This is a genomic window from Deferrisoma sp. (assembly GCF_054681715.1).
This window is the reverse complement of the sequence record NZ_BAAHFQ010000045.1, coordinates 1-23,380: the sequence shown is the minus strand read 5'-3', so window position 1 is coordinate 23,380 and position 23,380 is coordinate 1. Positions and strand designations below refer to the sequence as shown.

Below are 23,380 nucleotides of genomic sequence, written 5' to 3'. Positions count from 1 at the left end.
GTCGCTGGAGCTCCACAAGTCGCGCAAGCACATGGAGCCCCTGATGGTGACCTTCCCGCCGATGGAGAAGAAGGACATGGTGTTCTACTCCCACGACGGGGAGGAGTTCATCCACGTGCTCGAGGGGGAGATCGAGTTCCGTACCCCCGACGAGGTGCGCACCCTCAAGCCCGGCGACAGCCTCTACTTCGAGTCCGACGTGTCCCACGCGTTCCGGGCGCTGGGAGACAAGGAGGCGCGGGCCCTGGTGGTGGTCTACACGGGCGAGCGGAGGTAGGCCGTGATCGAGATCCGGTTCCACGGGCGCGGGGGGCAGGGGGCCGTGGTCGCGAGCAACATCCTGGCCGCGGCGTGTTTCCTCGAGGGCAAATACGTGCAGGCGTTTCCGGCCTTCGGGGTCGAGCGCCGGGGGGCGCCCGTGGAGGCCTACATCCGGGTGGACGCACAGAAGATCCATCTGCGCACCAACGTGTACACCCCGGATCACGTGGTGGTGCTTGATCCCACCCTGATCGAGGTGGTGGACGTGACCCGGGGCTTGAAGCCCGGGGGCACCCTCCTCCTGAACACCGAACGGCCCCCCGGTGCCTATCCCAAATTTGCGCCGTTCCGGGTCGCCACGGTGGACGCGAGCCGCATCGCGCTGCGCCACCGCCTGGGGTCCCGCACCCATCCCATCGTGAACACCGCGATCCTCGGGGCGTTCGCCCGGGCCACCGGCATCGTGTCGCTCGAGGCCGTGTGCGAGGCGATACGCGAAGAGGTGCCGTCCCACCAGGAAGCCAACATCGACGCCGCCCGGGAGGCCTACGAGTCGGTGTGCCTCCCCGAGGCCGGCGCGGAGGCTGCCCCATGAGCCCTGTGACGTTTCGCTCCGCCCGGGACCTGCCCCCCATGTCCCGGTCGGCCGACACCATGCTCTGGAACCGCACGGGTTCCTGGCGGTTCCTGAGGCCCCGGTACCAGGACAAGATCGCCCCGTGCGCCGAGGCCTGCCCGGCGGCCGAGGACATCGCCCGGGTCCAGATGCTCTTGGGCCAGGGGGATTTCGAGGGGGCGTGGCTCCGGATCCGCGAGGAGAATCCCTTGCCGGGGGTGTGCGGCCGGGTGTGCTACCACCCCTGCGAGACGGCCTGCAACCGGGGGGAGTACGACGAGGCGGTGAGCGTCAACTCCCTGGAGCGGTTCCTGGCCGACCACGCCTGGAAGCTGGGGCTGGTCCCGCCGCCCTTGGACCTGCCGGCCTCCGGCGGGCGGGTGGCCGTGGTGGGGGCCGGCCCCGCGGGGCTAGCGGCCGCCTACTTCCTGCGACGGTTCGGCCACGACGTGGACCTGTTCGACGCCCGGGAGGAGCCCGGGGGGCTCCTGCGCTACGGCATCCCCGAGTACCGCCTGCCGCTGGATGCCCTGGCCTGGGAGGTGGGGCTGATCCTGGACGACGGGGTGCGGTTCCACGGCGGCCGGAAGCTGGGCGACACCCTCGGGTGGGACGACCTCACCGGGTACGACGCGGTGTTCCTGGCCGTGGGGGCCTGGGCCCCGGCCCCGCTCGGGGCCGAGGGCGAGGAGCACGCGGCCGACGGCCTGGGCCTCCTGGAGGCGATCCGCCGGGGCGAGCGGCCCGAGATCCGGGGCAAGGTGGCGGTGATCGGGGGCGGGAACACGGCCATGGACGTGGCCCGGTCGCTCCTTCGGTTGGGGGCCGAGCCGGTGGTGTACTACCGCCGCCGGCTCCAGGACATGCCGGCCCTGCCCGACGAGATCGAGGAGGCCCGGGAGGAGGGCATCCCGTTCCAGACGCTCCTGGCCCCGAAGCGGATCGAGCCCCTGGAGGGCGGCGGGTACCGGCTGGTGCTCGCCACCATGATGGCCCTCGAGGAGGAAGAGGGGGGCCGGGCCCGGGTGGTGCCCTCGGGGCACCCGGACGTGGAGGTGGAGGTGGCCGCCGTGGTGACCGCCATCGGGGCCCGGCCCTCGGAGGGGGTGCCCCCCGAGGTGGCCGGCGGGGACGGGCTCCTGGTGGAGGGGCTCCACCTCAAGCGCATCGCGCCCAAGGGCGAGTGGGCCGAGCGGCCCCCCGTGTACGTGGGGGGCGACCTGGTGAACGACCGGAAGGCCGTCGTGACGGCGATCGCCTCGGGCAAGGAGGCGGCCCTCGTCATCGACGCCCGGCTCCGGGGCCGGGACCCGGCCGAGATCTGGCCCGAGATCCGGATCGGCCGCAAGGGCGGGGTGTCGGCCAACCGGTACCGCGGCGGCGACCGCACGGCCCAGCAGGACCACGTCGTGCGCTACGACGAGCTCAACACGATCTACTTCGAGTACCAGGAGCGGCGGGAGCGGCCCCGCATCACCCTGGAGGAGCGGCGCACCGGGTTCGACGAGGTGAAGATGCGGATCTCCGCCTCGATGGCCCTGCGGGAGTCGGAGCGGTGCTTCCACTGCGGGCAGTGCGACCAGTGCGACAACTGCTACCTCTTCTGCCCCGACGTCTCGGTGCTCCGGGACCTCCGGGCCGGGTCCCGGGAGATCAACTACGACTACTGCAAGGGGTGCGGCGTGTGCGTGGTGGAGTGCCCGCGCAACGCCATGGTCCTGGAGGAGGAGCCCCGATGAGGCGGGTGTTGGAGGGGAGCCACGCCGTAAGCCACGCCGTGGAGTTGGCCCGGGTCCAGGTGATCAGCGCCTATCCCATCACGCCCCAGACCCACATCGTGGAACGGTTGGCCGAACTCGTGGCCGACGGGGTGCTGGACGCCCGGTTCATCCGGGTGGAGAGCGAGCACTCGGCCATGGCGGCCGTCATCGGGGCGGCCTCGGCCGGGGCCCGGTCGTTCACCGCGAGCTCGAGCCACGGGCTCGCGCTCATGCACGAGATGCTCCACTGGGCGGCCGGGGCGCGGCTCCCCATCGTGATGGCCGAGGTGAACCGGGCCATGGGGCCGGGGTGGAACATCTGGGCCGACCAGACCGACAGCCTGTCCCAGCGCGACACGGGGTGGATGCAGCTGTACTGCGAGGACGTCCAGGAGGTGCTCGACACGATCCTGATCGCGTACAAGCTGGCCGAGCGGGTGAGCCTGCCGGCCATGGTGGTGATGGACGCGTTTTTCCTCTCCCACACCTACGAGCCGGTGGAGGTGCCCGACCAGGAGGCCGTGGACGCGTTCCTGCCCCCCTGGGAGCCCCAGGAGATCCTCGACCCCCGCGACCCCCACGCCTTCAACCAGCTCGCGAGCCCCGAGTACTACATGGAGTTCCGCTACAAGATCCAGGAGGCCATGGAAGGGGCGCTCGCGGCCCACGCCGAGATCGACGCCGAGTTCGGCGAGCGGTTCGGCCGCTCCTACGGGGCGGTGCGGGTGATCCCCTGCCGGGAGGGGGAGCGGGCCCCGCTGGCGCTCGTGACCACCGGCTCGGTCACGGGCACGGCCCGGGTGGCCCAGGCGGCCCTGCGGGAGAAGGGGGTCGAGTTCGACCTGGTGAAACTCAAGCTGTTCCGGCCGTTTCCCCACGAGGAGATCCGCCGGGTGCTCGGGGCCTACCCCCGGGTGGCCGTGATCGACCGGAACCTCTCGTTCGGCTCCGGCGGGATCTTCGCCGCGGAGATCCGGGCGGCCCTCGCGTTCCTGGCCGAGCGGCCCGCCGTGTACCCCTTCGTGGCCGGGTTGGGGGGCCGGGACATCACGCCCCAGACCATCGAGAACATCGTCCGGCGGGCCCTGGCGCCCGAGCCGCCCCGGGAGATCCTGTGGGAGGGGCTGAAGCTCTGACGCCGACCGGCGCCGAACCGAGCGGCCGGCGCGCCGGCCGAGGGAGAACGCCATGCCCATCGAACTGCCCGTGCACGAACGGATGTACTCGGGCCACCTCGCCTGCCCGGGGTGCGGGGCGGCCATCGCCATGCGGTTTCTTCTGAAGGGGCTGGGGGAGAAGGCCGTGATCTCGATTCCGGCCTGCTGCTGGTCGATCATTGCCGGCCCGTTCCCCTACACGGCGCTGCAGGTACCGATCCTGCACACGGCCTTCGAGACCGGGGGCGCCGTGGCGAGCGGCATCCGCGCCGCCCTGGACGCCCGGGGCGACACCGAAACCCAGGTGGTCACCTGGGCCGGGGACGGCGGGACCTTCGACATCGGGCTCCAGTCGCTTTCGGGGGCGGCGGAGCGAAACGAGAACATCCTCTACGTGTGCTACGACAACGAGGCCTACATGAACACCGGGGTCCAGAGCTCGGGGGCCACCCCCACAGGGGCCTGGACCACCACCACCCCGACGGGCTCGCCCAAACCCACCCGCAAGAAGGACATCATGCAGATCATGGCGGCCCACCGGATTCCCTACGCCGCCACGGCCTCCATCGCCTACCCCGAGGACATGGTGCGCAAGGTCCAGAAGGCCGTCTCGGTCAAGGGCACCAAGTTCCTGCACGTGTACGCCACCTGCCCCACGGGGTGGAAGGTGCCGAGCGAGATCGCGGTCAAACTCGCCCGTCTGGCGGTGCAGACCCGGATCTTCCCGCTCTACGAGGTGGAGGACGGGGTGCGCTACACGATCAACCTGGAGCCGGTGGGGTACCTGGTGGACGAGTACTACCGGATCCAGGGGCGCTTCAAGCACCTGACCCGGGATGACCTCGACCGGATCCAGGAGGAGGTGGACCGGAACTGGGAACGGCTCAAGGCCCTGGCCCGTCTGTCCTGAGCCCGCGGCATCCCCGGGCTTGCCCCGGTGCCCCCTTCGCGCATACCCTTGGGCCCTCCGCGGGAGGGCCCGTTTTCGTTGGAGGCCCCCGGCCTGGAACGCGGGCGGGGATGCCTGACCCGCAACGGGTGAGAGGCGCCCCAGCCTCCCAGCGGCGAACGGAGGCAGACCCCATGCGCATCGTCCGCTACGAGGATCCGGCCGGCAACGTGCGATACGGCAGGGAGGACCCGCCCGGGGTGGTGGAGGTCCTGGAGGGGGATCCCTTCACCGGGCTTCGCCCCACGTTTCGCACGGCCGACGTGCAGCGGTTCCTGGCGCCGATCGAGCCCGTGAACATCTACTGCGTGGGGCTGAACTACCGGGCCCACGCCCGGGAGGCGGGGCTCCCCATCCCGGGGGATCCGGTGATCTTCATGAAGCCCACGACCGCCGTGGTGGGGCCCGACCGGCCGATCCGGATCCCGGCCTGCTGCGCCCGGGGACCCGAGGTGGACTACGAGGGGGAGCTCGCCGTGGTGATCGGGCGAAAGGCCCGGGACGTGCCCGAGGAGCGGGCCCTGGACTTCGTGCTGGGCTACACCGTGGCCAACGACGTGTCGGCCCGGCGGTGGCAGAAGCACAACGGGGGGCAGTGGATCCGGGGGAAGTCCTTCGACACCTTCTGCCCCCTGGGGCCGGCGATCGTGACCCGCCAGGAGATCCCGGACCCCCAGCGCTTGCGGATCCGCACGGCCCTGAACGGCGAGCTCGTGCAGGACGGCACCACCGACGACATGATCTTTTCGGTGGCACGCATCGTGAGCTTCCTGAGCCGGGACACGACGCTTCTGCCGGGCACCGTGATCCTGACCGGCACCCCGCCGGGCGTGGGCTTCGCCCGGAATCCCCCGCTGTTCCTGAAGCCCGGGGACATCGTGAGCGTGGAGATCGAGGGGATCGGCCGGCTCACGAACCGGGTGACCGACGCCGACGGGGTGTGAGCCGCGCCGGCTGTCCCTAAGCCGCCCGGCCCGCAGAGGCGGAGGAAACACCAAACCCGTTCGTCAGCTAATCGACGGCACGGGCCGTTGGCAACGCGAGGTCAAGAGGGGACGCTCCGCCTCCCAGCTTCCCAGCCTCCAGCTTCCCAGCTTTCCAAGAGGAGATCCGACGTGAGCGAACAGCAGGCGAACGAACAGGCGGTGCGGGTCCAGGTGAACAAAGGGGACCTGTTCCGGGAGGAGATCTTCACCGACCTTCGGGCGGCGACGATCCGGCGGCTCGTTCCGATCAAGGCCGACGGATCGGACGACCCGGACCGGCAGCCCCTTTTCATGGGCGAAACCCAGATCCTGACCCCGGCCGGGCTTCTGCCGGTGCAGGCCCCCATCGAGGCCGACACGCTGGAGGAGGCCTGCGACAAGTTTCCCCAGGCCATCAACGACGCGGTGCAGCGGTTGGTGCGGGAGGTGCGGGAGGCTCAGCTTCGGGAGGCCTCTCGCATCGTGACCCCGGCCGAGGCCGGCATGGGCCTGGGGGCCGATCTGACCGGCGGGCTCCGGGGCGGCCCCGGGCCCCGGCCCGGGAGCAAGATCAAGCTGCCGTAAAGGCTGGGAAGCTGGAAGGCTCGGGGGGGCGGCGCTCGACCGCCTCAACCCTGCCGGCGGCGGCGGTAGTCGTCCTGGGCCCGCCAGGGATCGATGCCCTCCGGGGTGAGGGCCCAGAACGCCTCCAGCCGGTCGCGGAAGAACGCCCCGTCCGCCAGGGCGGCCTCGGCCGCCCGGCGGGCCGCCTCGCCCACGATACCCCGTTCGTGCAGGTACCGGTAGAGGAGTGCGAGCGCCTCCCGGATGGCGTCCATCTCCTCGTGGGTCGGGTACAGGGTGTTCACGATGTACCAGTTGCCCAGGTACTGGCGCACCAGGGTGGGGTCCTCGTCGGCGGGGCCGGTTTCCTTGCAGTCCACCACGAAATCCCTGAGATACCGGTCAGCATGATGGGCCAGGGCACCGGCCTCGATGGGCGGGCGCCCCAGTTCGTCCCGCAACCAGGCGGCAAATTCCTGCAGCAGTTCCGCGCACAGGGTGTCAAGCCGGACGAAATCGTCGGGCCCCTGGAGCAGAAACGGGTTCGCCGGCATCGGCCTCATCCGGAGACGAGGTAGAGGATCGTCACGGCCACGCTGAAGACCACCAGCACCCCGAGGAGACTCGGCAGGAGCGGAAACCGGTGCCGGCCCAGGGCCGCCGTGATCGTGGCCAGGTAGGCGTCGCGGTTCGGGCCCGAGATCATCCGCCGGTGGAACCAGTGGAGTCCCGCGCCCATGGCGAGGCTCGCCACCCCGAACACCACGGCCACCCACGAGTAGGGCTCCTTTTGGGCGATCCCGATCCAACCGAGGAGGAGCAGGGTCACCCCGCCCACGTAGAAGTGGTAGGTGATCAGGCGTCCGTCCAGGAGCGCCCGGTCGCGGTGGGTCATCTTCCGGTATCGCTCGAGCCACATGGGAAGGTCCTTTGGGTTGGTCGGCAAGCCGGGAGACAAGGGACCTGGGAAGCGCAATACCCCCGTGGCCGCCGCGCATCGGGGATGCCGCTTGCTCCGGCGCTTCTATACGCGATTCCGACTCGCGTTGTCACCCCCCGCCGGGCCGTCCGGCCTGACGGGTGCCCCCCCGGCTGTTGCCTCGCGTTGCATATGCGGACCACAGGTTCCCCAGTTCCGGCGTCGCTCCCGCCCCTTGGCCAGGGCTTCGGCGGGGTTAGGCCTCCGGGGCCTCCTCGGGAGGCGGGCGGTTCTTGGTCCAGGAGGGGTGGGTGATCCCGAACTTCTCGATCTTGTAGTGGATCGCCCGCTTGGTGATCCCCAGGAGCGCCGCCGCGTCTTTCTGCACCCACCGGGCCCGCTTGAGGGCCGCCAAGAGCACCTCCTTCTCCACCACCTCGAGGGGCACGCCCCCCCGGGGGAAGTAGAACCGGAACGCCTCCCCGTCCCACTCCCGGGGTACGGGCGCCGCGGTTTCCGGGAGCCCCAGGTCGTCGGCCGAGATCACCGGGCCGTCCGCGAGGAGCACGGCCCGCTCGATGGCGTTTCGGAGCTCCCGCACGTTGCCGGGCCAGGGATGTTTGCGCAGGGCGTCGAGGGCGTCGTCGCCGAACTCCACGGGGGGTTTCTTGAAGTCCGCGCAGAACTGGCGGGCGAAGTGCTGGGCCAGGAGCACCACGTCGTCCCCCCGGTCCCGCAGGGGCGGCAGGTGGATCGTGACCACGTTGAGCCGGTAGAACAGGTCCTCCCGGAACTTCCCCTGCTTCACCATCTCGGCCAGATCCCGGTGGGTGGCGGCGATGATCCGCACGTCCACCTCGAAGGGCTCCTCGCCGCCCAGCCGCTCGATCCGTCCGTCCTCGAGGGCCCGGAGGATCTTGGCCTGAGTGGCGAGACTCATGTCCCCGATCTCGTCGAGGAACAGGGTGCCCCCGTGGGCCCGCTCGAACCGGCCCACGCGGCGGCGGGCCGCGCCCGTGAAGGCGCCGCGCTCGTACCCGAACAGCTCGCTTTCCAGGAGCGTGTCGGGCACGGCGGCGCAGTTCACGGCCACGAACTCGCGCTCCCGGCGCGGGCCCATGGCGTGGATCGCGCCGGCCACGAGTTCTTTGCCGGTTCCGGTCTCCCCGGTGATGAGCACCGTGGTCTTGGCCGGTGCCACCTTCCGGGCCAGTTCCAGGGCCGCCCGGATGCCCGGGCTCTCCCCCACGATGTTCTCGGGCCGGTAGGGCTCCAGGAGGTGCTCGCGAAGCCCCCGCACCGTCTCGGCCAGGTCCCCCTGCACCAGGGCCCGCTCGATGCGGGCCTCCATCTCGTCGATGTCGAAGGGTTTCTCGATGAAATCCAGCGCCCCGAGCCGCAGGGCCCGCACGGCGGCCTCCATGGAGCCGTGGGCCGTCATCACGATCACCGGGGTGCGGGGTTGGTGCTCCCGCACCGCCTCGAGCACGGCGAAGCCGTCGGCCCCGGGAAGCCTGAGGTCCGTGACCACAAGGTCGAACGGCCGCGTTTCGATCACCCGAACCGCGGCGTCGCCCCGTTCGGCGGTGACGACCCGGTGGCCCCGGGCCCCGGCCGCGATGGCCAGGGCGTCGCGGAGCGCGGCGTGGTCTTCCACGATCAGGATCTCAGCCACCTCGCCCCTCCTCGGCCAGAACCGGCACCCTCACCACGAAACGGGTGCCCTGGCCCGGCGCGGACACGATGTCGAGCCCTCCCCCATGGGCGTCGAGGATCTTCTGGGCGGTGGGGATGCCGAGCCCCGATCCGCCCTCCTTCGTCGTGAAAAAGGGGTGGAACACCCGCCGGAGCACCTCGGGCTCCATCCCCGGGCCGTCGTCCTCGATCTCGATGCGGATGCGGCGGGCCGGGTGCTCCCCGAACTCCCTGAGGCCGGGCACGGGCACCGGGGCGTGTTCGGCCACGAGGGTGGGTGCGTCCTCCACGGAGAGCCGAACGGTCACGTGGCCCCCCGGCCCCGTGGCCTCGACCGCGTTGGCCAGGAGGTTCACGACGGCGTCCCGGAGTCGGTCCCGGTCGCCCCGGGTGGCGGGGAGGTCCTCGCCCACCTCCCACGACACGTGGGGCACCGCATCCGCGAACCGGGCCGCCACGGCGTCCCAGGCCTCGCGGCACAGGGCCGCGAGGTCCACGGGGCCGATCTCCAGCCGGACCGGCCGCACGAAGGCCAGGATCTCCCCCAGCTTGTGATTGGCCTCCAGGAGCTCCTCCTCGGCCCGGTCGAGGAACCCCGTCCCCTCCGGGTCGTGGTCGAGCCGGCGCCGGGCCAACCCCAGGAACAGCCGGATCCCGCCGAGGCGATTTCGGATCTCGTGGGCGAGCTGGGCCGCCACCTCCCCGAGGCTCGCGAGCCGGCTGCGGAGGGCCTCCCTCTCCCGCTCCTCTTCTACCAGCGTCAGATCCTTGAAGAAGATCGCCGAGCCCACGGGGGCCCCCTCCTCGTCCTCGACGCGCGATAGGCTGAACCCCACGAGCTCGCGGGTGCCGTCGGGCCGCTCCAGCTCGAGCTCCGCCCGGTCGGGCAGCGTGGCGCGCCCCAGGGCGTCAAGGAGCAGGTGCGCCAGCGCCGGGTAGGCGGCCAGGGCCTCCCGGCAGTCCCGCCCCCGGGCCGCCTCGGGCGCGATCCCCAGGATCTCGGCCGCCGGCCGGTTCCACAGGAGCACCGTCCCCGAGGCGTCCACGGCGATCACGCCGCAGCGCATGGCGGCAAGGATCCGGCTGGCGAGCGGTTCGGGCATGGGCGGGTCCGGGGTCGGGGACGAAACGGGTGCTCGGCTCCCTTCCATACCACGGAATCGGGACGGGCGACAGGGCCCGAGACGGCCCCCCGGCCAAAGACCGCAGACCGTCGACCGGAGACCGGCGCCCCTAGATCTGGTGGCACTCCTGGCAGAGTTGGGACCGGGGCCGGACGAACAGGCCCTTCTCGTCGGCCTCGTGGGGTGCGTGGCAGCCCGTGCACCGGTACTCCGCCCCGTCGGTGGGGAAGGCGCGGGACCCCGGGAACCGCTCCCCCCGGGCCGGGTCCACCGTGTGGGCGTGGTCCGAGAGGTCGTGGCAGGTGCGGCACAGGGCGTTCCCAGGGGTTCGAAGCTGGTGCTCCCGGTCGGCCCGGTGGGGGTCGTGACAGGTGGAACACCCGTCCGCCAGGGCCCCGTGGACCACGGGCTTCCCGGTCAGGACCTCGTGGCACTCGAGGCAGGGGGCGTTGGGCTCGGCGCCGGTCAGGAGCCCCGGCTCGGTGCCCCGGTGGGGGTTGTGGCAGACGAGACACCCCTCCTCCAGGGCGGGGTGAAGCTCCCCGGCTCCCTCCCGGGGGTCGTCGTGGCACTCGAGGCACAGGTCCGGGGGGGGCTGGGCCAGGAACCCCGGGCCCTCGCCCCCGTGGCCGGACATCCGGTGGCAGGTGGTGCAGTCCTCCTCGGCCGGGGGGTGTACGGCGAGGCCGGCGGCGGGACCCTTGTCGGCGTGGCACCGCAGGCACAGCGTCGGGCCGTCGCCCCGGAGCAACGCCTGTCCCGCGTCGCCGTGGGGATCGTGGCAGCCGGCGCACCGGTCCCGGGCCGGGGGGTGGGCTTTGGGGAGGCCCGCCGTGGGGTCGTCGTGGCACCCGAGGCACAGATCTCGCTGGGGCTGGGCCAGGGCGGCCCCGCCGAACCCCTCGTGGGGGCTGTGGCACCCGAGGCACCCGTCCTCGAGGGCGGGATGGGGCTCCTCCACCCCCTCGGCCGGATCGTCGTGGCAGCCGAGGCACAGGTCCGGCGGTTGGGCCTTGAGGTAGCTTGGCCCCCCCCGGCCGTGGGGATCGTGGCAGTTGGAGCAGGTCTCGGCGGCCGTGTGGAGGGTTTTCCCCGCCGTCAGGTCCGGCACCTCGTGGCACTCCCGGCAGGCGGCCCAGGGCGCGTCCCCCTTGGTGTAGCCGGGCCGGAACCCCCGGTGGGGGTCGTGGCACGACAGACAGCCCTCCTCCAGGGCCGGATGGGGCTCTTCCAGCCCCTCCGCGGGATCGTCGTGGCACTCGAGGCAGAGGTCCGGGGGGGCGGTGTCCAGGAATGCCCGCTTCGTGCCCCCATGGGCGCCGTGGCAGTCGGTGCAGGTCTCGGCCGCCGGGTGGCGGGCGCGGCCCTTCGGCACCTCGGCCTCCTCGTGGCAGGCGGCGCATACCTCCGGCTGGGGCCCCTTGAGGAACGCCGGCCGGTCCGACATGTGGGGGTCGTGGCAGGCGGTGCAGTTCCCTTCGGCCACCGGGTCGTGGAGCGTCGCCCCCTTGTCCCGCAGGTCCTTCTCGAACGAGTGGCACATGCGGCACCGGATGGCCGCGTCGGCGACGTGGACGCTTCGCTCGGCCCCCCCGCCGTGGCACACCGTGCATTTTCCCTTGGCCATGGGCGGGTGCAGCCGGCCCTTCACGAGCCGGTCCTCCGCCGACGTGTGCGGGGGGTGGCAGCTCCCACAGGCCCCGGGCGGGATTGAGAGGCCCCCGTGGAGAGCCGAGAGTTCCTCGTCCCCCCCGAGGTCGTGGCAACCGGCGCAGGAGGCCCGGGCCCGGTCCAGGTTGCCGTCGACGTGGGGGTCGTGGCAGGCCTGGCAGCCCTCCTCCAGGGCCGGGTGAACCGTGTTCCCCTGGTCGATCCCCTCGTGGCACTCGAGGCACTTGGGAGACGGATCGGCACCCAGGAGCCCCCGGTCGGTTCGGCCGTGGGGATCGTGGCAGTTCGTGCAGGCCGGGAGTTCCTCCCCGTGGCCGTGCTCGACCACGGGTCCGTGGCAGTTCAGGCACAGCCCTGGCACGGCCTCGACCAGGAGCCCCTCCGCGTCGCCGTGGGGGTCGTGGCAGGTGGAGCACGAGCGCTTGCCGAAGAGGGGGGGGTGAAGCGCTTTCCGATCCCCGGTGCCTTCGTCGTGGCAGTCGTGGCACTGGTCGGGCAGGGGCTTATGGAGTTCCTTGGGGTACCCCGAGTAGTGGGAATCGTGGCAGGCGGCGCAGCCCTCGTCGGCCAGGGCGGGGTGGGTGGTATCCGACACGTCCCGCTCCGGGTGGCAGGCCCGGCAGAGTTCGGATCCCGGCGCCTTTAGCAGCTTGGGGTCGTGGGCGGCATGGGGCTCGTGGCACCGGCCGCAGTTTGCGATGGCCTTTTGGAAATGGAAGGTCTCCTGGGCGGGCGTCTTGTTCTCGGGGTTTACGGAAACCACCACATGGCACGACAGGCAGACCCCCGGGTAGCCCCCGGCCGCCACCGCCATGCTCAGCCGGTCGTGGCAATCGACGCAGCGAGAGATGTCCCCGGCGTGAACCCGTGCCGGTCGAAAATCCGGGGGCACCGGTCGGGTCCCGTCGTCGAGGAACACCCGAAGCCGCTGGTCCCCGATCCGAAATTCGTTCAGGCCCGGTTCCAGGATCACGAAGATCTCGAACAGATCGCCCCAGTCGGCTTTGATGGTGTCCGAGGTCGTGCCGGATGCCGCACGAACCGACCACTTCACCGTCTCCCCCCGGGGGGCCGTACCCAGGATCAGAAGCGAAGCGTCGGAGAACACGGTTCGATCCGGGGGGGCGAGCACGCGCACCCCCGTCGCTCCGGCAGACCCGGCCGCTAGAAGGACCGCGAGCAGCGCGAGGCCTGCGGTCCAACGGCAAGCGGGTAACACGCGTCGGCGTTCCAAGAGGGCGTCTCGTCGGGTCCGTTGTGGGGTTGCGAAGAAAGACGAGTGACTTTAGCACCCAGGGGATCCCCCCTTCAATGGTCGCAGTGCCAGGCGTTTTTGCACACCCTGCGCGATATGGCTCACCTGTCCCCCGATCCGGCCCCTCTGGGGTCTCGTTTGAGCGGCGGCACGATTTGTGCTAATCAACCGGGCTCGCGCGGAACGTGTGTGCCGGACGCGCGAAGGGAAGGCTGGGACGAACGAAGTCGCGTGCACGAAGGAGAACAGGGAATGCCCGGTTGGAACAGGGGAGCGATCGGGGTGGCCGCGGCGCTGGCGCTCGTGGCGTGGGCGGGGATGGCCGGGGCCGCGATCAAGGTGCGAAAGCCCGTGCTGCTCGAACCGGAACCTGCGGCGCCCGCGGTGAAGCCGCGGCTCGGGGCCGGGGAGGACCAGCTCTTCGTGGGCAGCGTGATCTTCGCCCAGGGGGGCACGCTGGTGGCCGAGATCCCGGCTGGCGCCCGGAAGGGGGAGCGGTTCGTCGTGTTCGACGAGGGGCTGCGGCGGGCCGGGAAGGCGCGGGTGGACCGGGAGCTGGAGAAGGGCGTCTATCTGCTTCGGCCCCAGGGTTCGTTGCGGGCGGGCGTGGGGGCCAAGCTCGCCCGGGAATCGGAACGGGAGGCCGCCGCGCGGGTCGTCCGGACGAATCGGATCCCGGAGTACCTGGAGTTCCTGGAGCTGTTCCCGGACTCCAAGTACCGCGACCGGGTGGCCCGGGAGGTGTTCCGGCTCCGGATGAAGGAGGCCTACCCCACATTCCCCGGCACGACCCTGGAGGGGCGCCTCACCCTGGCCGAGACCCTGGACCGGAAGATCCCCCTGGGGCAGGTGCTCGTGAAGCTCGACCGGTTCATCATCGCCCGCACCGACGACACGGGGCGGTTCCGGATCGAGGGGATCCCGAGCCTGCCGGTGGGGGTGCGGGTGACGTTGGACATCAAGAGCGACCGGCTTCGGGCGGCTGAGGAGGTGTCCGTGGAACTGCCGGCCGAGAAGTTGGCCGATCTGAAGGCCGAGATCCCGGTCAAGGTGGCGCCCACGGTGCTCGCCGGCCAGGTCCTGGACGAGCGGGGCGCGCCGGTGGCGGGGGTGGAGGTGTGGACCTCGCCCTACACGATGGAGGCGCTCACCGACGAGGCCGGGGCGTTTCGCATTTCACGCCGGAAGGTCCTCGGAGCGGGGGGTGAGGCCGGTTCGGACCAGCCCCTGTTCGGGGGGCGGTACGAGGTCTACGCGTTCCGGCGGGGATACGCCGTGGGCCGGGCGGTGATCACGGCGGAGAGTTACCGGGAGAATGAGGTGCCGCCGATCCGGTTGGAACGGCTGGACCTGGTGGCGGAGCCCGTTCCGGAACTCGGCGTGGATCTGATCGAACACCTGGCCGTGGATCCGGGCGCCGTGGTTCCCGAGGGGGCCGGCCCCAGGCTCAACCCGTGAGGTGCGCTCGGATCTCGCATCGGCAAGAGAGGTGACCATGAGGCGCTTTCCCGCGATGGTGGTGTTGGCCGTGCTCGCCGCGTTTCTCTGGCTTCCCGCGTCGGCGCAGGAGGAGCCCTCCGCGGAGCCCGCGGCCGGGACGGAAGAGGCCCTTCCCAACGTTTCCCGGTTCGAACGGGAGGCGGGGGAGCCCGGGGTCTTGTCGGTCCTGTCCAGGCCCGAAGGGGCCCGGGTGTTCGTGGACGGCGAGGAGCGCGGCACGACCCCGGTGTACGTAAAGGACCTCTCCGACGGGGAGCACGAGGTCATCCTGTACCTCCCGGAGCAGGGCGCCGTGCGCCAGATCGTGGAGGGGGCGGGGGGGCGGATCTTCGTGGACTTCGAGGCCGAGGACAAGGTGGGCCTGGGGTTGGTGGTGGTCACCACCGATCCCCCGGATGCCCGGGTCGACGTGGACGGGAAGGGCGTGGGATTGGCCCCGCTGGAGATCCCCCTGGCGGCGGGGCGGCACGCGGTGCGGGCCGTGCGCGAGGGATACCGGCCGGCCGAGGAAGAGGTCCGGGTCGAGGCCGGGGGGCGGATCGAGGTGTCCTTGAAACTCCAGCCCGAGGACGGGGCGATCCTGGTGGTCACGAGCCCCGCGGGGGGATCGGTGTTCCTCGACGGGGAGCCGCGCGGGGTGGCCGACGGTCCGCTGCGGATCGCGCCGGTTCCCCCCGGAACCCACACGGTGCGGGTGGAACGGGAGGGCTTCGTGGCCTGGGAACGGCGCGACGTGGTGGTGGAGAGCGCCAAGACCGTGACCGTGCTCGCCGCGCTCGTGCCGGTCCGGACCGAAAGCACCGTGCGGCTCTTCACCGATCCCCCGGGCGCCCGGGTGTGGCTCGACGGCACGGAGCTCGGGGTGGCGGGCGAGGAGGGGCTCGGGTTCCGGGCCCCCAAGGGCACTCACCGGCTGCGCCTCGCCTTCGATCCGGCCGAAAAGCCCGGGTTCCTGCCCCTGGAGCTGACGGTGCAGTTCCGGGAGGACGTGGAGGACTTCCGGGAGCGGCCGTTCCGGCTGCGGCCGGTGGATGAAAACTACGCCACGGCCCAGACCCTGATCGAGCGGGGGCAGCTCGAGGAGGCCCTCGGGTTCCTGGGTCGGGTTCCCGCCGACCACCCGAGCTACCCCAAGGCCCGGGCCCAGATGGCCGAGATCCTCCAGCAACTGGGCCGGGAGCGCGAGATCCCGGCGGTGCTCGCCGAACTCGTGGCGGTGCCCGCGTTTTCCCAGAACCCGGTGCTGAACCTGGCCCTGGGGTACTGGTGCTGGGAGGCGGCCCGCACCGCGGGTGTGGGCGAGGCGGTGGAGCTCCTGCGGCAGGGGGCCGAGGCCCTGGAAAGGGCGGTCACGACCCCGGAGCTCTTCCCGCCCGACCACCGGGACCGCCTGGTGCTGCAGGCCTACTACTACCTCGGGGTGACGAGTGAGCGGCTGTTCGAGGAAACCGGGGAGGCGCGGTTCATCCAGAAGGGGGCCCAGGCGTGGCAGGTGTTCTTCGCGCGATTGGCCGAGAACCCGGATGCCCTGGGCGGCGAGTGGGTGGGGCGCGCGCAGCGTCACCGTCAGCATGTGGACTTTCTGGCGACGAAACTGGGCGGTTAGCCTGCTCGTCCTGGGCCTGGGGATCGCCTGCACCCAGGCCCCGGAGGGCGGGGCGGCCGTTTCGGCCCCGGACCCGGAGGTCCGGCTGTGCCGGGACGGATGGATGGGGGCCTACGCCCGCCGGAGCGACGAGGTGGCGGCGCTCCTCACCCGGGGGGCGGGATGGACCGCGCTGCGGGACGGCCGGCTGTACGACGCGCTCCAGGCGTTTTCGGCGACCGGCGCCCCGGGCCCGGGGCTCGTGCGCACGTACCTCGCGTTCGCCGACCTCTACGCGGCCCTCGACGGGCTCTTCCTGGAGACCGAGGCCCTCTATCTCGGCGAGGCGGCGGGGGCGGACCCCGCCCTGGAGGCCCGGCGGGGGTGGGTGGCCCTCCGCCGGGGCGACCGGGCGGTGGCCCGCCGGGCCTTCGGGGACGCGGCGGCCTCGCGGGGGGGCTACCTGAGGGTCCTGGGGCGAGCGGGGCTGGCCTATCTTGAGGGCGACGTGGATCGCCTGCGGCGGTTGACGCGGGAGGCCGGGTCCCCGGAGACGGAACAGGACCGGGTCATGGGGCTCGTGGCCTGCTACCTCTGGGGGGTGCCCTGCCCCACGGGGAATCGCAGCCCGTACGGCCAGGCCCTCGATGCGTTTCGCCAGGGCGACCTCGCCAGCGGGGTGCTGGCCCTGGAGATGGTGGACTTCAACCAGGTGGGCCGGGGCCCCGGGCCCGACCTCTACGTCTACGAGCTGCTCCGGCGGGGATTCGGGGGGCTGGCGGCCGAGGCCGCACGGCCGCTTCCGGCCCCCTTCTGGGCCGGGCTCGGGGCCGCCGCCCAGGGGAGGTGGGAGGACGCGGCGGCCTTGTTTGCGAAAACCCCGGTCCGGCAGGCGGTGGACATCTGGCTGTTCGGCCCGGTGGCCGGGCCGGGGGAGGCGCCGGGGCTCGCCCGGATCCGGGAGGGCGCCGCCCTGTACCGCCTGGGCCGGAAGGCGGACGCCATCGCCCGGTGGCGCGATGCGGTCCGCGAGGATCCCGGCCCCCTCGCCTTGGTCACGTTGGCGGCCGTGCAGACCGAACTGGGCGCCCCGGAGCCCCTGGGAGATCCGGTGGAGTCGGCCCGGGCCGCGCTGCGCACGGTGCGGTCCCTGCCCGAGCGGCTCGGGGAGGCCCCCGACGCGGCGACCCTCGCCGAGCTCTACCGGGTGCGCCAGGCCGAGGTGGCCCGGCTGGCCGCCCGGGTGTTCTGGGGCCGCGGGCTCGACCAGGAGGCCCTGGAGGCCCTCGACGGGGTCCACGACAAGGCCCAGGGGGCCCGACCCGATTTCCGGAACCCGGCGGCGTTTCTGGCGGACCTGGCGCGGGCCTACGCCAGGGCCGGGCAGTTCGCCCCGGCGGTGGGCATCCTGTTCGATCTGGCCCAGGAGTTCCCCAGCGCCCGGTTGGCCTACGAGAGTTTGAAGCGGCTCTACGCCTCCCGCACGGGCGGCGAGGTTCCGCCCCGCTGAGAGGCCGGCGGCGGAGGACCGAGGACCCATTCTAAGGGGAGTGATCCGTCCCATGATCCGCAGAAGTCTGGTGGCCGTCGCGATGGTCGGCCTTTCGGCCGTGGGGTGGGCGGGGATGCGCTACGCCGAGAGCACGCCGCCCTCCACCCTGAACCCCCTGCTCGCCCGCGACATGCCGAGCGTCCGGGCCTCGGAACTCGTGTACGAGGGGTTGATCACCCCGCCCGACGCGGGGGAGGTGAAGCCGCTTTTGGCCGAGTCCTGGGACCTTTCCCCCGACGGAACGACCGTGACGTTTCGCCTGAAGCGGGGGGTGCGGTGGCACGACGGCACCCCGTTTACGGCCCGGGACGTGGTGTTCACGGTGGAGGCCGGCAAGGATCCGGACAACGCGTCGCCCTTGCGGTCCCAGTTCGCGGCCTTCGCGTCGGTGGAGGCCCTCGACGACGCCACGGTACGGTTCCGGTTGGCCCGGCCGTCGGCCAACCCGATTCTCCTGTTCGACTTCCGGATCCTGCCGGCCCACCGGTTTTCCGGCACGACGCTGGGGGCCGGGGATCCCCAGGCCGTGGGAACCGGGCCGTTCCGGTTCGACGAGTGGTCGGCCGCCGGGGAGCTGCGGTTCGTGGCGAACCCCGAGTACCACCGGTCCGGGCAGCCGGGGCTGCGGCAGGTGGAGGCCGCCCCCGTGCCCGACGACAACATCCGCAACGAGCTGCTGCGCTACGGCGCCGTGGACCTGGTGCCGGTGGTCCGGCCCCGGGACATCCCCGTGCTGGAGGAGCTCTCCGGGGTGCGGCTGTACCCCTACAGCACCCTTTCCTACGCCTTCGTCGGGCTCAACTTCCGCAACCCGGTCCTGGCCGACGTGCGGGTGCGGCGGGCGATGGCCCGGGGGATCGACCGCCAGGCGATGCTGAAGGCCCATTACGGGGGGCGGGGCGTGGTGATCTCGGGGCCGTTTCCCCCGGCCTCGTGGGCGTACAATTTCGACGTGAAACCGTGGCCCCACGAGCCCGACGCGGCCGCGAGGCTCCTGGAGGAGGCGGGGCTGGTGGACGCCGACGGGGACGGCGTCCGGGAGAAGGACGGGGAGCCGGTGCGGCTGCGGCTCGTGTCGCTCGCGGCCGACGAGGCCCAGAAGGCCGTGGTCCTCGATCTGCAGCAGCAGTTCCGGCGCCTGGGGATCGCGGTGGAGGTGAAGTTCCTGGAACCCTCGGCCTGGCGCAAGGCCGTGTTCCAGGACCACGCGTTCGATCTGGTGCTCGCCGAGTGGACCTTCGACCACAGCGTCAACATCTACTCCCTGTTCCACTCGGCCGAGGCGGGCCCCGGACGGAACAACCTGGGGGCCTACGCCAACCCCGAGGTGGACCGGCTCCTGGAGCAGAGCCGCCGGGCCCCCAACTCCGAGGCCCTGCGGGCCGTGTACGGGGAACTGCACCGGGTGCTCCACGACGACCTCCCCTACCTGTTCCTCTGGAGCCTGAACCGGTACGCCGCCGTGGCCACCCGGATCGAGGGGGTCCGGATTCACCCCTTCTACTTTTTCTCCTACGTGGGGGCGTGGAAGGAACGGTGAGGGACCGCCCGGCCCTCGCCCTGGCCGGATGGGCGCTGCGCCAGGCGGCCGGGGGGCTTCTGGTGCTCCTGGGGACGAGTCTGCTCCTCTACGGCGTGCTGCGGGCCGCCCCGACCGGGACGATGGCCGAGCGGGTCGGGTCGGCGGGGGCCCCCGCGGCCGCGCCCGCGGGCCTTCCCGGGTACGGCGACTGGCTCGCGGGGGCGCTCCGGGGCGACCTGGGCCGGTCCACGGCCGTGCAGCGGGGCCGCCCCGTCACGGCCCTCATCCTCCCGGGGCTTCGCCGTTCCCTGGGGCTGGCCGGGACGGCCCTCCTCGTATCCACCCTCCTTTCGGCCGGGATCGCCCGGCTCGGGGCCGGCCGCCCCGCCGGGGCCGGCCTGGCCACCGCCGCCCACCTCGCCTCGGCCCTTCCCGTGTTCCTGCTCGTCTACGCCGTGACCGTGTTCGGGAACCGCCTCGTGGCCGCCGGGACCCGGGGGGGGTGGTGGGACCTCCCGGCCTGGTTTCCGTTCCCCAGCCGGGACCACTGGGTGCCCTGGGCGGTGGCCGTGGTCGTCTTGGCCGTGGGGGACGGGCTCCTGGCCGACCTCCTGGGCCGTATCCGGGCCGAGGTGCGGGCCGCCGGCCGGGTGGAACACCGGGTGGGAGCCCGGCTCCTGGGAATCCCCGAGGCCGCCGTGACCGTGCGGGAGACGCTGCCGGGGGTGGCGGCCCACCTCTCCCGGCGGGTGGCGTTCGTGCTCGGGTCCACCGTGATCCTCGAGGCGGCCCTGGGCTGGCCGGGGCTCGGGTACCTGACCTGGCGCGCGGCGGCCGAACGGGATCTCCCCCTGCTCCTCGGGTCGGCCGTGGTGCTGGCGGCCGTGGTCCGGCTCGCCGGGGTGGTGGCCGAGGCGGCCGGGCGGTGGGCCGACCCCCGGGTCGGGGAGACCGGGCGGTGAGGCCGGGAACCCGGTTTCCCCGGCGGACGTTCGGGGCGCGGGCCCTGCTGGTGGCCGGCTGCCTGTGCCTTCTCCCCACGGCCCTGGGGGCCGGGGCCGGGCTCCTGGGGTGGTTGCCCCACGACCCGACCGCGTTCGTCGCCCCGCCCCACGCCCCGCCGGGCCCGGGCCTCTGGCTGGGGGCCGACGCCCTGGGCCGGGATCTGCTGGCCCGGCTGGCCTCGGCCTCAGCCCGGTTCGCCGGGCCGGCGCTCCTGGCCGTCGCCACGGCCGCCGTGCTCGGGTCGGCCCTGGGGCTTGCCGAGGGGCTCCTGCCCCCGTTCTTCCGGGCCCTCGCCACGGGGGTGTCCCAGGCGGTGGACGGGGTGCCGAAGCTCGTGGCGGTGCTCCTGGTGGCCGCGGTCACGGGCAGCGACCTCGCCTGGATCATGGCCGCCGTCGGCGTTTCCTTCGCCCCCCAGGTGGCCGAGCCCATCCGCTCCAGCATGGAGAGGCTGCGGTCGCTTGCGTTCATCGAGGCGGCCCGCTCGCTGGGCGTGAGCGGTTGGCGGGTGGTGTTCGTGCACGTGCTGTGGGGCCACGGCCGCCGGGTGCTCCTGGCCCAGGCCACGAGCCTCCTGTCGTTCGCGGTGCTCGCGGAGGCGAGCCTGTCGTACCTGGGGGGCGAGCTGGGGGTGCAGGAACCGGCGGCGAGCTGGGGCAACATGCTGGCGCTCGCCCGGGACGGGGTGTTCCGGGGCCACTGGCTTCCGGTGGCCGCCCCGGCCGCCACCCTGGCCCTCACGCTCCTCGGGCTTCACCTCCTCGGGCGGGGGATCCTGGATCGGATCGAGGAGCGGCCGTGAGCGCGCCCCTGTTCGCCTGCCGCGATCTCGTCGTTCTTCTCGAAACCGGCCGGGCCCTTCGCCGGGCCCTCGACCGGGTCTCGATGGAACTCCGGCCGGGGGAGCCCTTCGGGCTCCTGGGGGAGTCCGGCTCGGGGAAGACGCTGCTGTTCCATTCCGTGCTCGGGCTTTCGGACGCCGCTCCGGGGATCGTGGGCGGTTCGGCCGAACTCCTCGGCCAGCCGCTGTTCCCCGAGATCGACCGGGCGGTGGCGTGGGAGCCGGGCCCTCCCGAAACCGTGCGCAAGGACGTGGCCGCGTGGAACCGCCGGCTTCGGCGCCGGGTGGCCCCCGTCCTGGGCCGGGACGTGGGTTTGGTGCCCCAGGACCCGGGGACGGCGTTCCCCCCGTACCTGACCGTGGGCGACCTGCTGGCGCGGGCCGTACGCCGCCGCGACCCGGGGCTCACCCGCGAGGAGGCCCGCCGACAGGGCATCGAACAGTTGGCGCGGGTGGGGATGTACCGGCCCGGGGAGGTGGCGACCCAGCACCCCTACCAGCTTTCGGGGGGCATGGTCCAGCGGCTCGCCCTGGCCCTGGCCCTGGCGCCGAGGCCGGCCCTGCTCGTGGCCGACGAGCCCACCACCGGGCTTGACGCCACCCTACGGCTCCGGGTGCTCCAGCTTCTCGCCCGGGCTCCGGCCGAAACCGGGACCACGCTCCTCCTCGTGACCCATGACACCGAGGCCGCGCGGCTCCTGTGCTGGCGGGTGGCCGTTCTGTGCGGGGGGCGCGTCGTGGAGGAGGGGCCGGTGGGCCGGGTGCTGAACCCCCGTTGGAGCCCCAAGCATCCGTACACCGAGATGCTTTTGGCGGCCGAGGCGGCACTGGCCGGGGGAGGCCGGCCGCCGGCCACCCGCGCGGGCGGGGCGGGGGAGGGGTGCCCCTTCGCGGGGCGGTGCTCCCGGGAGCAGGCGCGGTGTGCCTCCGAGTCCCCGCCCCAGGTGGCCCTGGAGAGCGGGCACCGGCTCGCGTGCTGGGAGGTGGGGGCGTGAGCGGGATCCGGGTTGCCGTGGAGGGCGTCTCGAAGACCTTCTCCCTGGGAGGGCGGTGGGGGCGCCGGCGGCGGATTGAGGCCCTGGGGGAGGTCTCGTTTGCCCTGGAGCCGGGAGAGTTCGCGGCGCTGGTGGGGGAGTCGGGCTCGGGCAAGACGACCCTGGGGCGTTGCCTGCTGGGGCTTCTCCGGCCCGACGCGGGGAGGATCCGGGTGGGCGAGTTCGACCCCCAGCGGGTCCGGGGCCGCGAGAGGAAGGCCTTTGCCCGGGCGGCCCAGATGGTGTTCCAAAACCCCTACGCCACCCTGAACCCGGCGTTTCGGGTGCGGTACCTCCTGGAGGAAGCCGTGCGGATCCACCGGGACATCCGCGGGGGCGAGGTGGCCGGCGAGGTGGAACGCCTGGCGGAAACGGTGCGGCTCCCGGCCGAGCGTCTCCACGCCTATCCGCCGGAACTTTCGGGCGGGGAGCGCCGGCGGGTGGCCTTTGCCCGGGCGCTCGCCACCCGGCCCGGGTTCGTGGTGGCCGACGAGCCGGTGGCCGGGCTCGATCCGCCGATCCAGGTGGGGCTTGTGGAACTCCTCCGGCGGGTGCACGAGCGGCGCCGCCTCACGGTTCTACTCGTCACCCACGATCTTCGGGTCGTCCGAACCCTGGTGTCCCGGGTGCTCGTGCTGTTCCGGGGGCGCCTGGTGGAGGACGCACCGGCCGAAGGCTTCTTTGGGGGGAAGGCCCTCCACCCCTACTCGAGGGAACTCCTGGAGAGCGCCTTCGGCGTGGCCGGGGCCCTGGCCCGGCCGCCCCGGCCGTTCCGGGAACCCGCGGCGCGGGGGTGCCCGTTCCTCGGCCGGTGCGGGCAGGCCGACCCGTCCCAGGGGTGCGACGCCGAGGTTCCGCCCCTCGTTCCCGCGGGGCCCGCCCACCGGGTGGCCTGCCACCTCGCGGGACGGGGGGACGACGGCCCGGTTCCTTCGGGCGAGGGTTTGTCTCGACGGTTGCGGGTGTGATACGAACCCCACCCGGCCCCGGGTCGGTGGCGCTGCGCGGGCACCAAGCGGCGGCCGATGACCGGAGATCGGAGACGGCATTGGGGAGGAGGCCCGAAACGGTGACGGACGGAGGACGGGCGCGCCGGTGGATCTGGGCGTGGGCCCTGGCGACGTGGATCGTGGGGCTCGGGGGAATCGCCTGGGCGGGGTACGAGAGCGCCCTCGAGCGGGCGGAGTTTTATCTGAGCCGGGGGGGCACCTACGGATCCGACGCCGTGCGGAGCCTCCGGGAGGCCGAGGGCGAGGATCCCCAAAGGGCGTGGGCGGATCCCCGGTGGCTCCTGGCGGCGGCCCGGGCCTTTGCCCAGAGCGGCCGGGCCACCGAGAGCCTGTGGGCCCTCGAACGGCTGGAGGCCCTCGGGAGCCTGGGGCCCGAGGCGGCCGCCCTCCGGGAC

Annotated in this window: 21 protein-coding genes; 16 read left to right on the top strand and 5 right to left on the bottom strand. The window is 72.7% G+C overall.

Annotated elements, in window-relative coordinates:
* The 7 genes from ACY0I8_RS08660 to ACY0I8_RS08630 all read left to right on the top strand — a co-directional run.
* On the top strand, positions 1-277 hold a 277-nt coding region (locus ACY0I8_RS08660; RefSeq protein ID WP_461394402.1), incomplete at its 5' end, for a cupin domain-containing protein.
* 3 nt (positions 278-280) lie between these two features.
* The gene (locus ACY0I8_RS08655) at positions 281-856 is read left to right on the top strand and encodes a 2-oxoacid:acceptor oxidoreductase family protein (protein ID WP_461394401.1); all 576 of its coding nucleotides are present in this window, start codon (positions 281-283) and stop codon (positions 854-856) included.
* Entirely contained in the window at positions 853-2,616 is a 1,764-nt protein-coding gene (locus ACY0I8_RS08650) for an FAD-dependent oxidoreductase (protein ID WP_461394400.1), read from the top strand. Before ACY0I8_RS08655 ends, ACY0I8_RS08650 begins: the two co-directional genes overlap by 4 nt.
* Complete coding sequence (gene porA, locus ACY0I8_RS08645; protein WP_461394399.1) at positions 2,613-3,773, top strand: pyruvate ferredoxin oxidoreductase; 1,161 nt, start codon at positions 2,613-2,615, stop codon at positions 3,771-3,773. The genes ACY0I8_RS08650 and porA overlap by 4 nt, the downstream gene beginning before the upstream one ends.
* Before the next feature lie 52 nt (positions 3,774-3,825).
* Positions 3,826-4,704 (top strand): 3-methyl-2-oxobutanoate dehydrogenase subunit beta, encoded by an 879-nt coding sequence (locus tag ACY0I8_RS08640; protein ID WP_461394398.1) that lies wholly within the window; start codon positions 3,826-3,828, stop codon positions 4,702-4,704.
* 173 nt (positions 4,705-4,877) lie between these two features.
* A complete protein-coding gene (locus tag ACY0I8_RS08635) occupies positions 4,878-5,687 on the top strand; it encodes a fumarylacetoacetate hydrolase family protein (protein ID WP_459940119.1) in 810 nt (269 codons plus the stop codon).
* A gap of 171 nt (positions 5,688-5,858) precedes the next feature.
* Entirely contained in the window at positions 5,859-6,293 is a 435-nt protein-coding gene (locus tag ACY0I8_RS08630; RefSeq protein ID WP_461394397.1) for a hypothetical protein, read from the top strand.
* A 44-nt stretch (positions 6,294-6,337) separates the two neighbouring features.
* Here ACY0I8_RS08630 and ACY0I8_RS08625 read toward each other — a convergent pair whose 3' ends face one another.
* The 5 genes from ACY0I8_RS08625 to ACY0I8_RS08605 all read right to left on the bottom strand — a co-directional run bounded on the left by ACY0I8_RS08625 (position 6,338) and on the right by ACY0I8_RS08605 (position 12,819).
* Positions 6,338-6,826 (bottom strand): hypothetical protein, encoded by a 489-nt coding sequence (locus tag ACY0I8_RS08625; RefSeq protein WP_461394396.1) that lies wholly within the window; start codon positions 6,824-6,826, stop codon positions 6,338-6,340.
* Between the two features lie 5 nt (positions 6,827-6,831).
* Positions 6,832-7,191 (bottom strand): hypothetical protein, encoded by a 360-nt coding sequence (locus tag ACY0I8_RS08620; protein ID WP_461394395.1) that lies wholly within the window; start codon positions 7,189-7,191, stop codon positions 6,832-6,834.
* Between the two features lie 256 nt (positions 7,192-7,447).
* Complete coding sequence (locus tag ACY0I8_RS08615; RefSeq protein WP_461394394.1) at positions 7,448-8,866, bottom strand: sigma-54-dependent transcriptional regulator; 1,419 nt, start codon at positions 8,864-8,866, stop codon at positions 7,448-7,450.
* Positions 8,859-9,989, bottom strand: a complete 1,131-nt coding sequence (locus ACY0I8_RS08610; protein ID WP_461394393.1) for a two-component system sensor histidine kinase NtrB — start codon at positions 9,987-9,989, stop codon at positions 8,859-8,861. The genes ACY0I8_RS08615 and ACY0I8_RS08610 overlap by 8 nt, the downstream gene beginning before the upstream one ends.
* A gap of 130 nt (positions 9,990-10,119) precedes the next feature.
* Positions 10,120-12,819: a cytochrome c3 family protein gene (locus ACY0I8_RS08605; RefSeq protein WP_461394392.1), complete on the bottom strand. Its 2,700-nt coding sequence runs from the start codon at positions 12,817-12,819 to the stop codon at positions 10,120-10,122.
* A 369-nt stretch (positions 12,820-13,188) separates the two neighbouring features.
* On the opposite strand from ACY0I8_RS08605, the gene ACY0I8_RS08600 reads away from it, so the two are divergent.
* From ACY0I8_RS08600 to ACY0I8_RS08560, 9 genes are all read left to right on the top strand, one after another.
* Positions 13,189-14,394 carry a carboxypeptidase-like regulatory domain-containing protein gene (locus ACY0I8_RS08600; RefSeq protein WP_461394391.1) on the top strand — a complete coding sequence of 402 codons (1,206 nt, stop codon included), beginning with the start codon at positions 13,189-13,191 and terminating at the stop codon, positions 14,392-14,394.
* A gap of 37 nt (positions 14,395-14,431) precedes the next feature.
* Positions 14,432-16,042, top strand: coding sequence for a PEGA domain-containing protein (locus tag ACY0I8_RS08595; protein ID WP_461394390.1), 1,611 nt, complete (start codon positions 14,432-14,434; stop codon positions 16,040-16,042).
* A complete protein-coding gene (locus ACY0I8_RS08590) occupies positions 16,008-17,531 on the top strand; it encodes a hypothetical protein (protein WP_461394389.1) in 1,524 nt (507 codons plus the stop codon). Before ACY0I8_RS08595 ends, ACY0I8_RS08590 begins: the two co-directional genes overlap by 35 nt.
* A gap of 52 nt (positions 17,532-17,583) precedes the next feature.
* A complete protein-coding gene (locus ACY0I8_RS08585; protein ID WP_461394388.1) occupies positions 17,584-19,113 on the top strand; it encodes an ABC transporter substrate-binding protein in 1,530 nt (509 codons plus the stop codon).
* A complete protein-coding gene (locus tag ACY0I8_RS08580) occupies positions 19,110-20,057 on the top strand; it encodes an ABC transporter permease subunit (RefSeq protein WP_461394387.1) in 948 nt (315 codons plus the stop codon). The genes ACY0I8_RS08585 and ACY0I8_RS08580 overlap by 4 nt, the downstream gene beginning before the upstream one ends.
* Positions 20,054-20,902 (top strand): ABC transporter permease subunit, encoded by an 849-nt coding sequence (locus ACY0I8_RS08575; protein ID WP_461394386.1) that lies wholly within the window; start codon positions 20,054-20,056, stop codon positions 20,900-20,902. The genes ACY0I8_RS08580 and ACY0I8_RS08575 overlap by 4 nt, the downstream gene beginning before the upstream one ends.
* The gene (locus ACY0I8_RS08570; RefSeq protein WP_461394385.1) at positions 20,899-21,936 is read left to right on the top strand and encodes an oligopeptide/dipeptide ABC transporter ATP-binding protein; all 1,038 of its coding nucleotides are present in this window, start codon (positions 20,899-20,901) and stop codon (positions 21,934-21,936) included. Before ACY0I8_RS08575 ends, ACY0I8_RS08570 begins: the two co-directional genes overlap by 4 nt.
* Positions 21,933-22,943 carry an ATP-binding cassette domain-containing protein gene (locus ACY0I8_RS08565; RefSeq protein WP_461394384.1) on the top strand — a complete coding sequence of 337 codons (1,011 nt, stop codon included), beginning with the start codon at positions 21,933-21,935 and terminating at the stop codon, positions 22,941-22,943. The genes ACY0I8_RS08570 and ACY0I8_RS08565 overlap by 4 nt, the downstream gene beginning before the upstream one ends.
* Before the next feature lie 101 nt (positions 22,944-23,044).
* Positions 23,045-23,380, top strand: a 336-nt coding sequence (locus ACY0I8_RS08560) for a hypothetical protein (RefSeq protein ID WP_461394383.1), incomplete at its 3' end; no start/stop codon positions are given.

Bases quoted from the DNA above. Each gene is read 5' to 3' on its own strand.
- ACY0I8_RS08650 (WP_461394400.1), top strand. From the start codon at position 853: ATGAGCCCTGTGACGTTTCGCTCCGCCCGGGACCTGCCCCCCATGTCC.
- porA (WP_461394399.1), top strand. From the start codon at position 2,613: ATGAGGCGGGTGTTGGAGGGGAGCCACGCCGTAAGCCACGCCGTGGAG.
- ACY0I8_RS08640 (WP_461394398.1), top strand. From the start codon at position 3,826: ATGCCCATCGAACTGCCCGTGCACGAACGGATGTACTCGGGCCACCTC.
- ACY0I8_RS08635 (WP_459940119.1), top strand. From the start codon at position 4,878: ATGCGCATCGTCCGCTACGAGGATCCGGCCGGCAACGTGCGATACGGC.
- ACY0I8_RS08625 (WP_461394396.1), bottom strand. From the start codon at position 6,826: ATGCCGGCGAACCCGTTTCTGCTCCAGGGGCCCGACGATTTCGTCCGG.
- ACY0I8_RS08620 (WP_461394395.1), bottom strand. From the start codon at position 7,191: ATGTGGCTCGAGCGATACCGGAAGATGACCCACCGCGACCGGGCGCTC.
- ACY0I8_RS08610 (WP_461394393.1), bottom strand. From the start codon at position 9,989: ATGCCCGAACCGCTCGCCAGCCGGATCCTTGCCGCCATGCGCTGCGGC.
- ACY0I8_RS08600 (WP_461394391.1), top strand. From the start codon at position 13,189: ATGCCCGGTTGGAACAGGGGAGCGATCGGGGTGGCCGCGGCGCTGGCG.
- ACY0I8_RS08595 (WP_461394390.1), top strand. From the start codon at position 14,432: ATGAGGCGCTTTCCCGCGATGGTGGTGTTGGCCGTGCTCGCCGCGTTT.
- ACY0I8_RS08590 (WP_461394389.1), top strand. From the start codon at position 16,008: ATGTGGACTTTCTGGCGACGAAACTGGGCGGTTAGCCTGCTCGTCCTG.
- ACY0I8_RS08585 (WP_461394388.1), top strand. From the start codon at position 17,584: ATGATCCGCAGAAGTCTGGTGGCCGTCGCGATGGTCGGCCTTTCGGCC.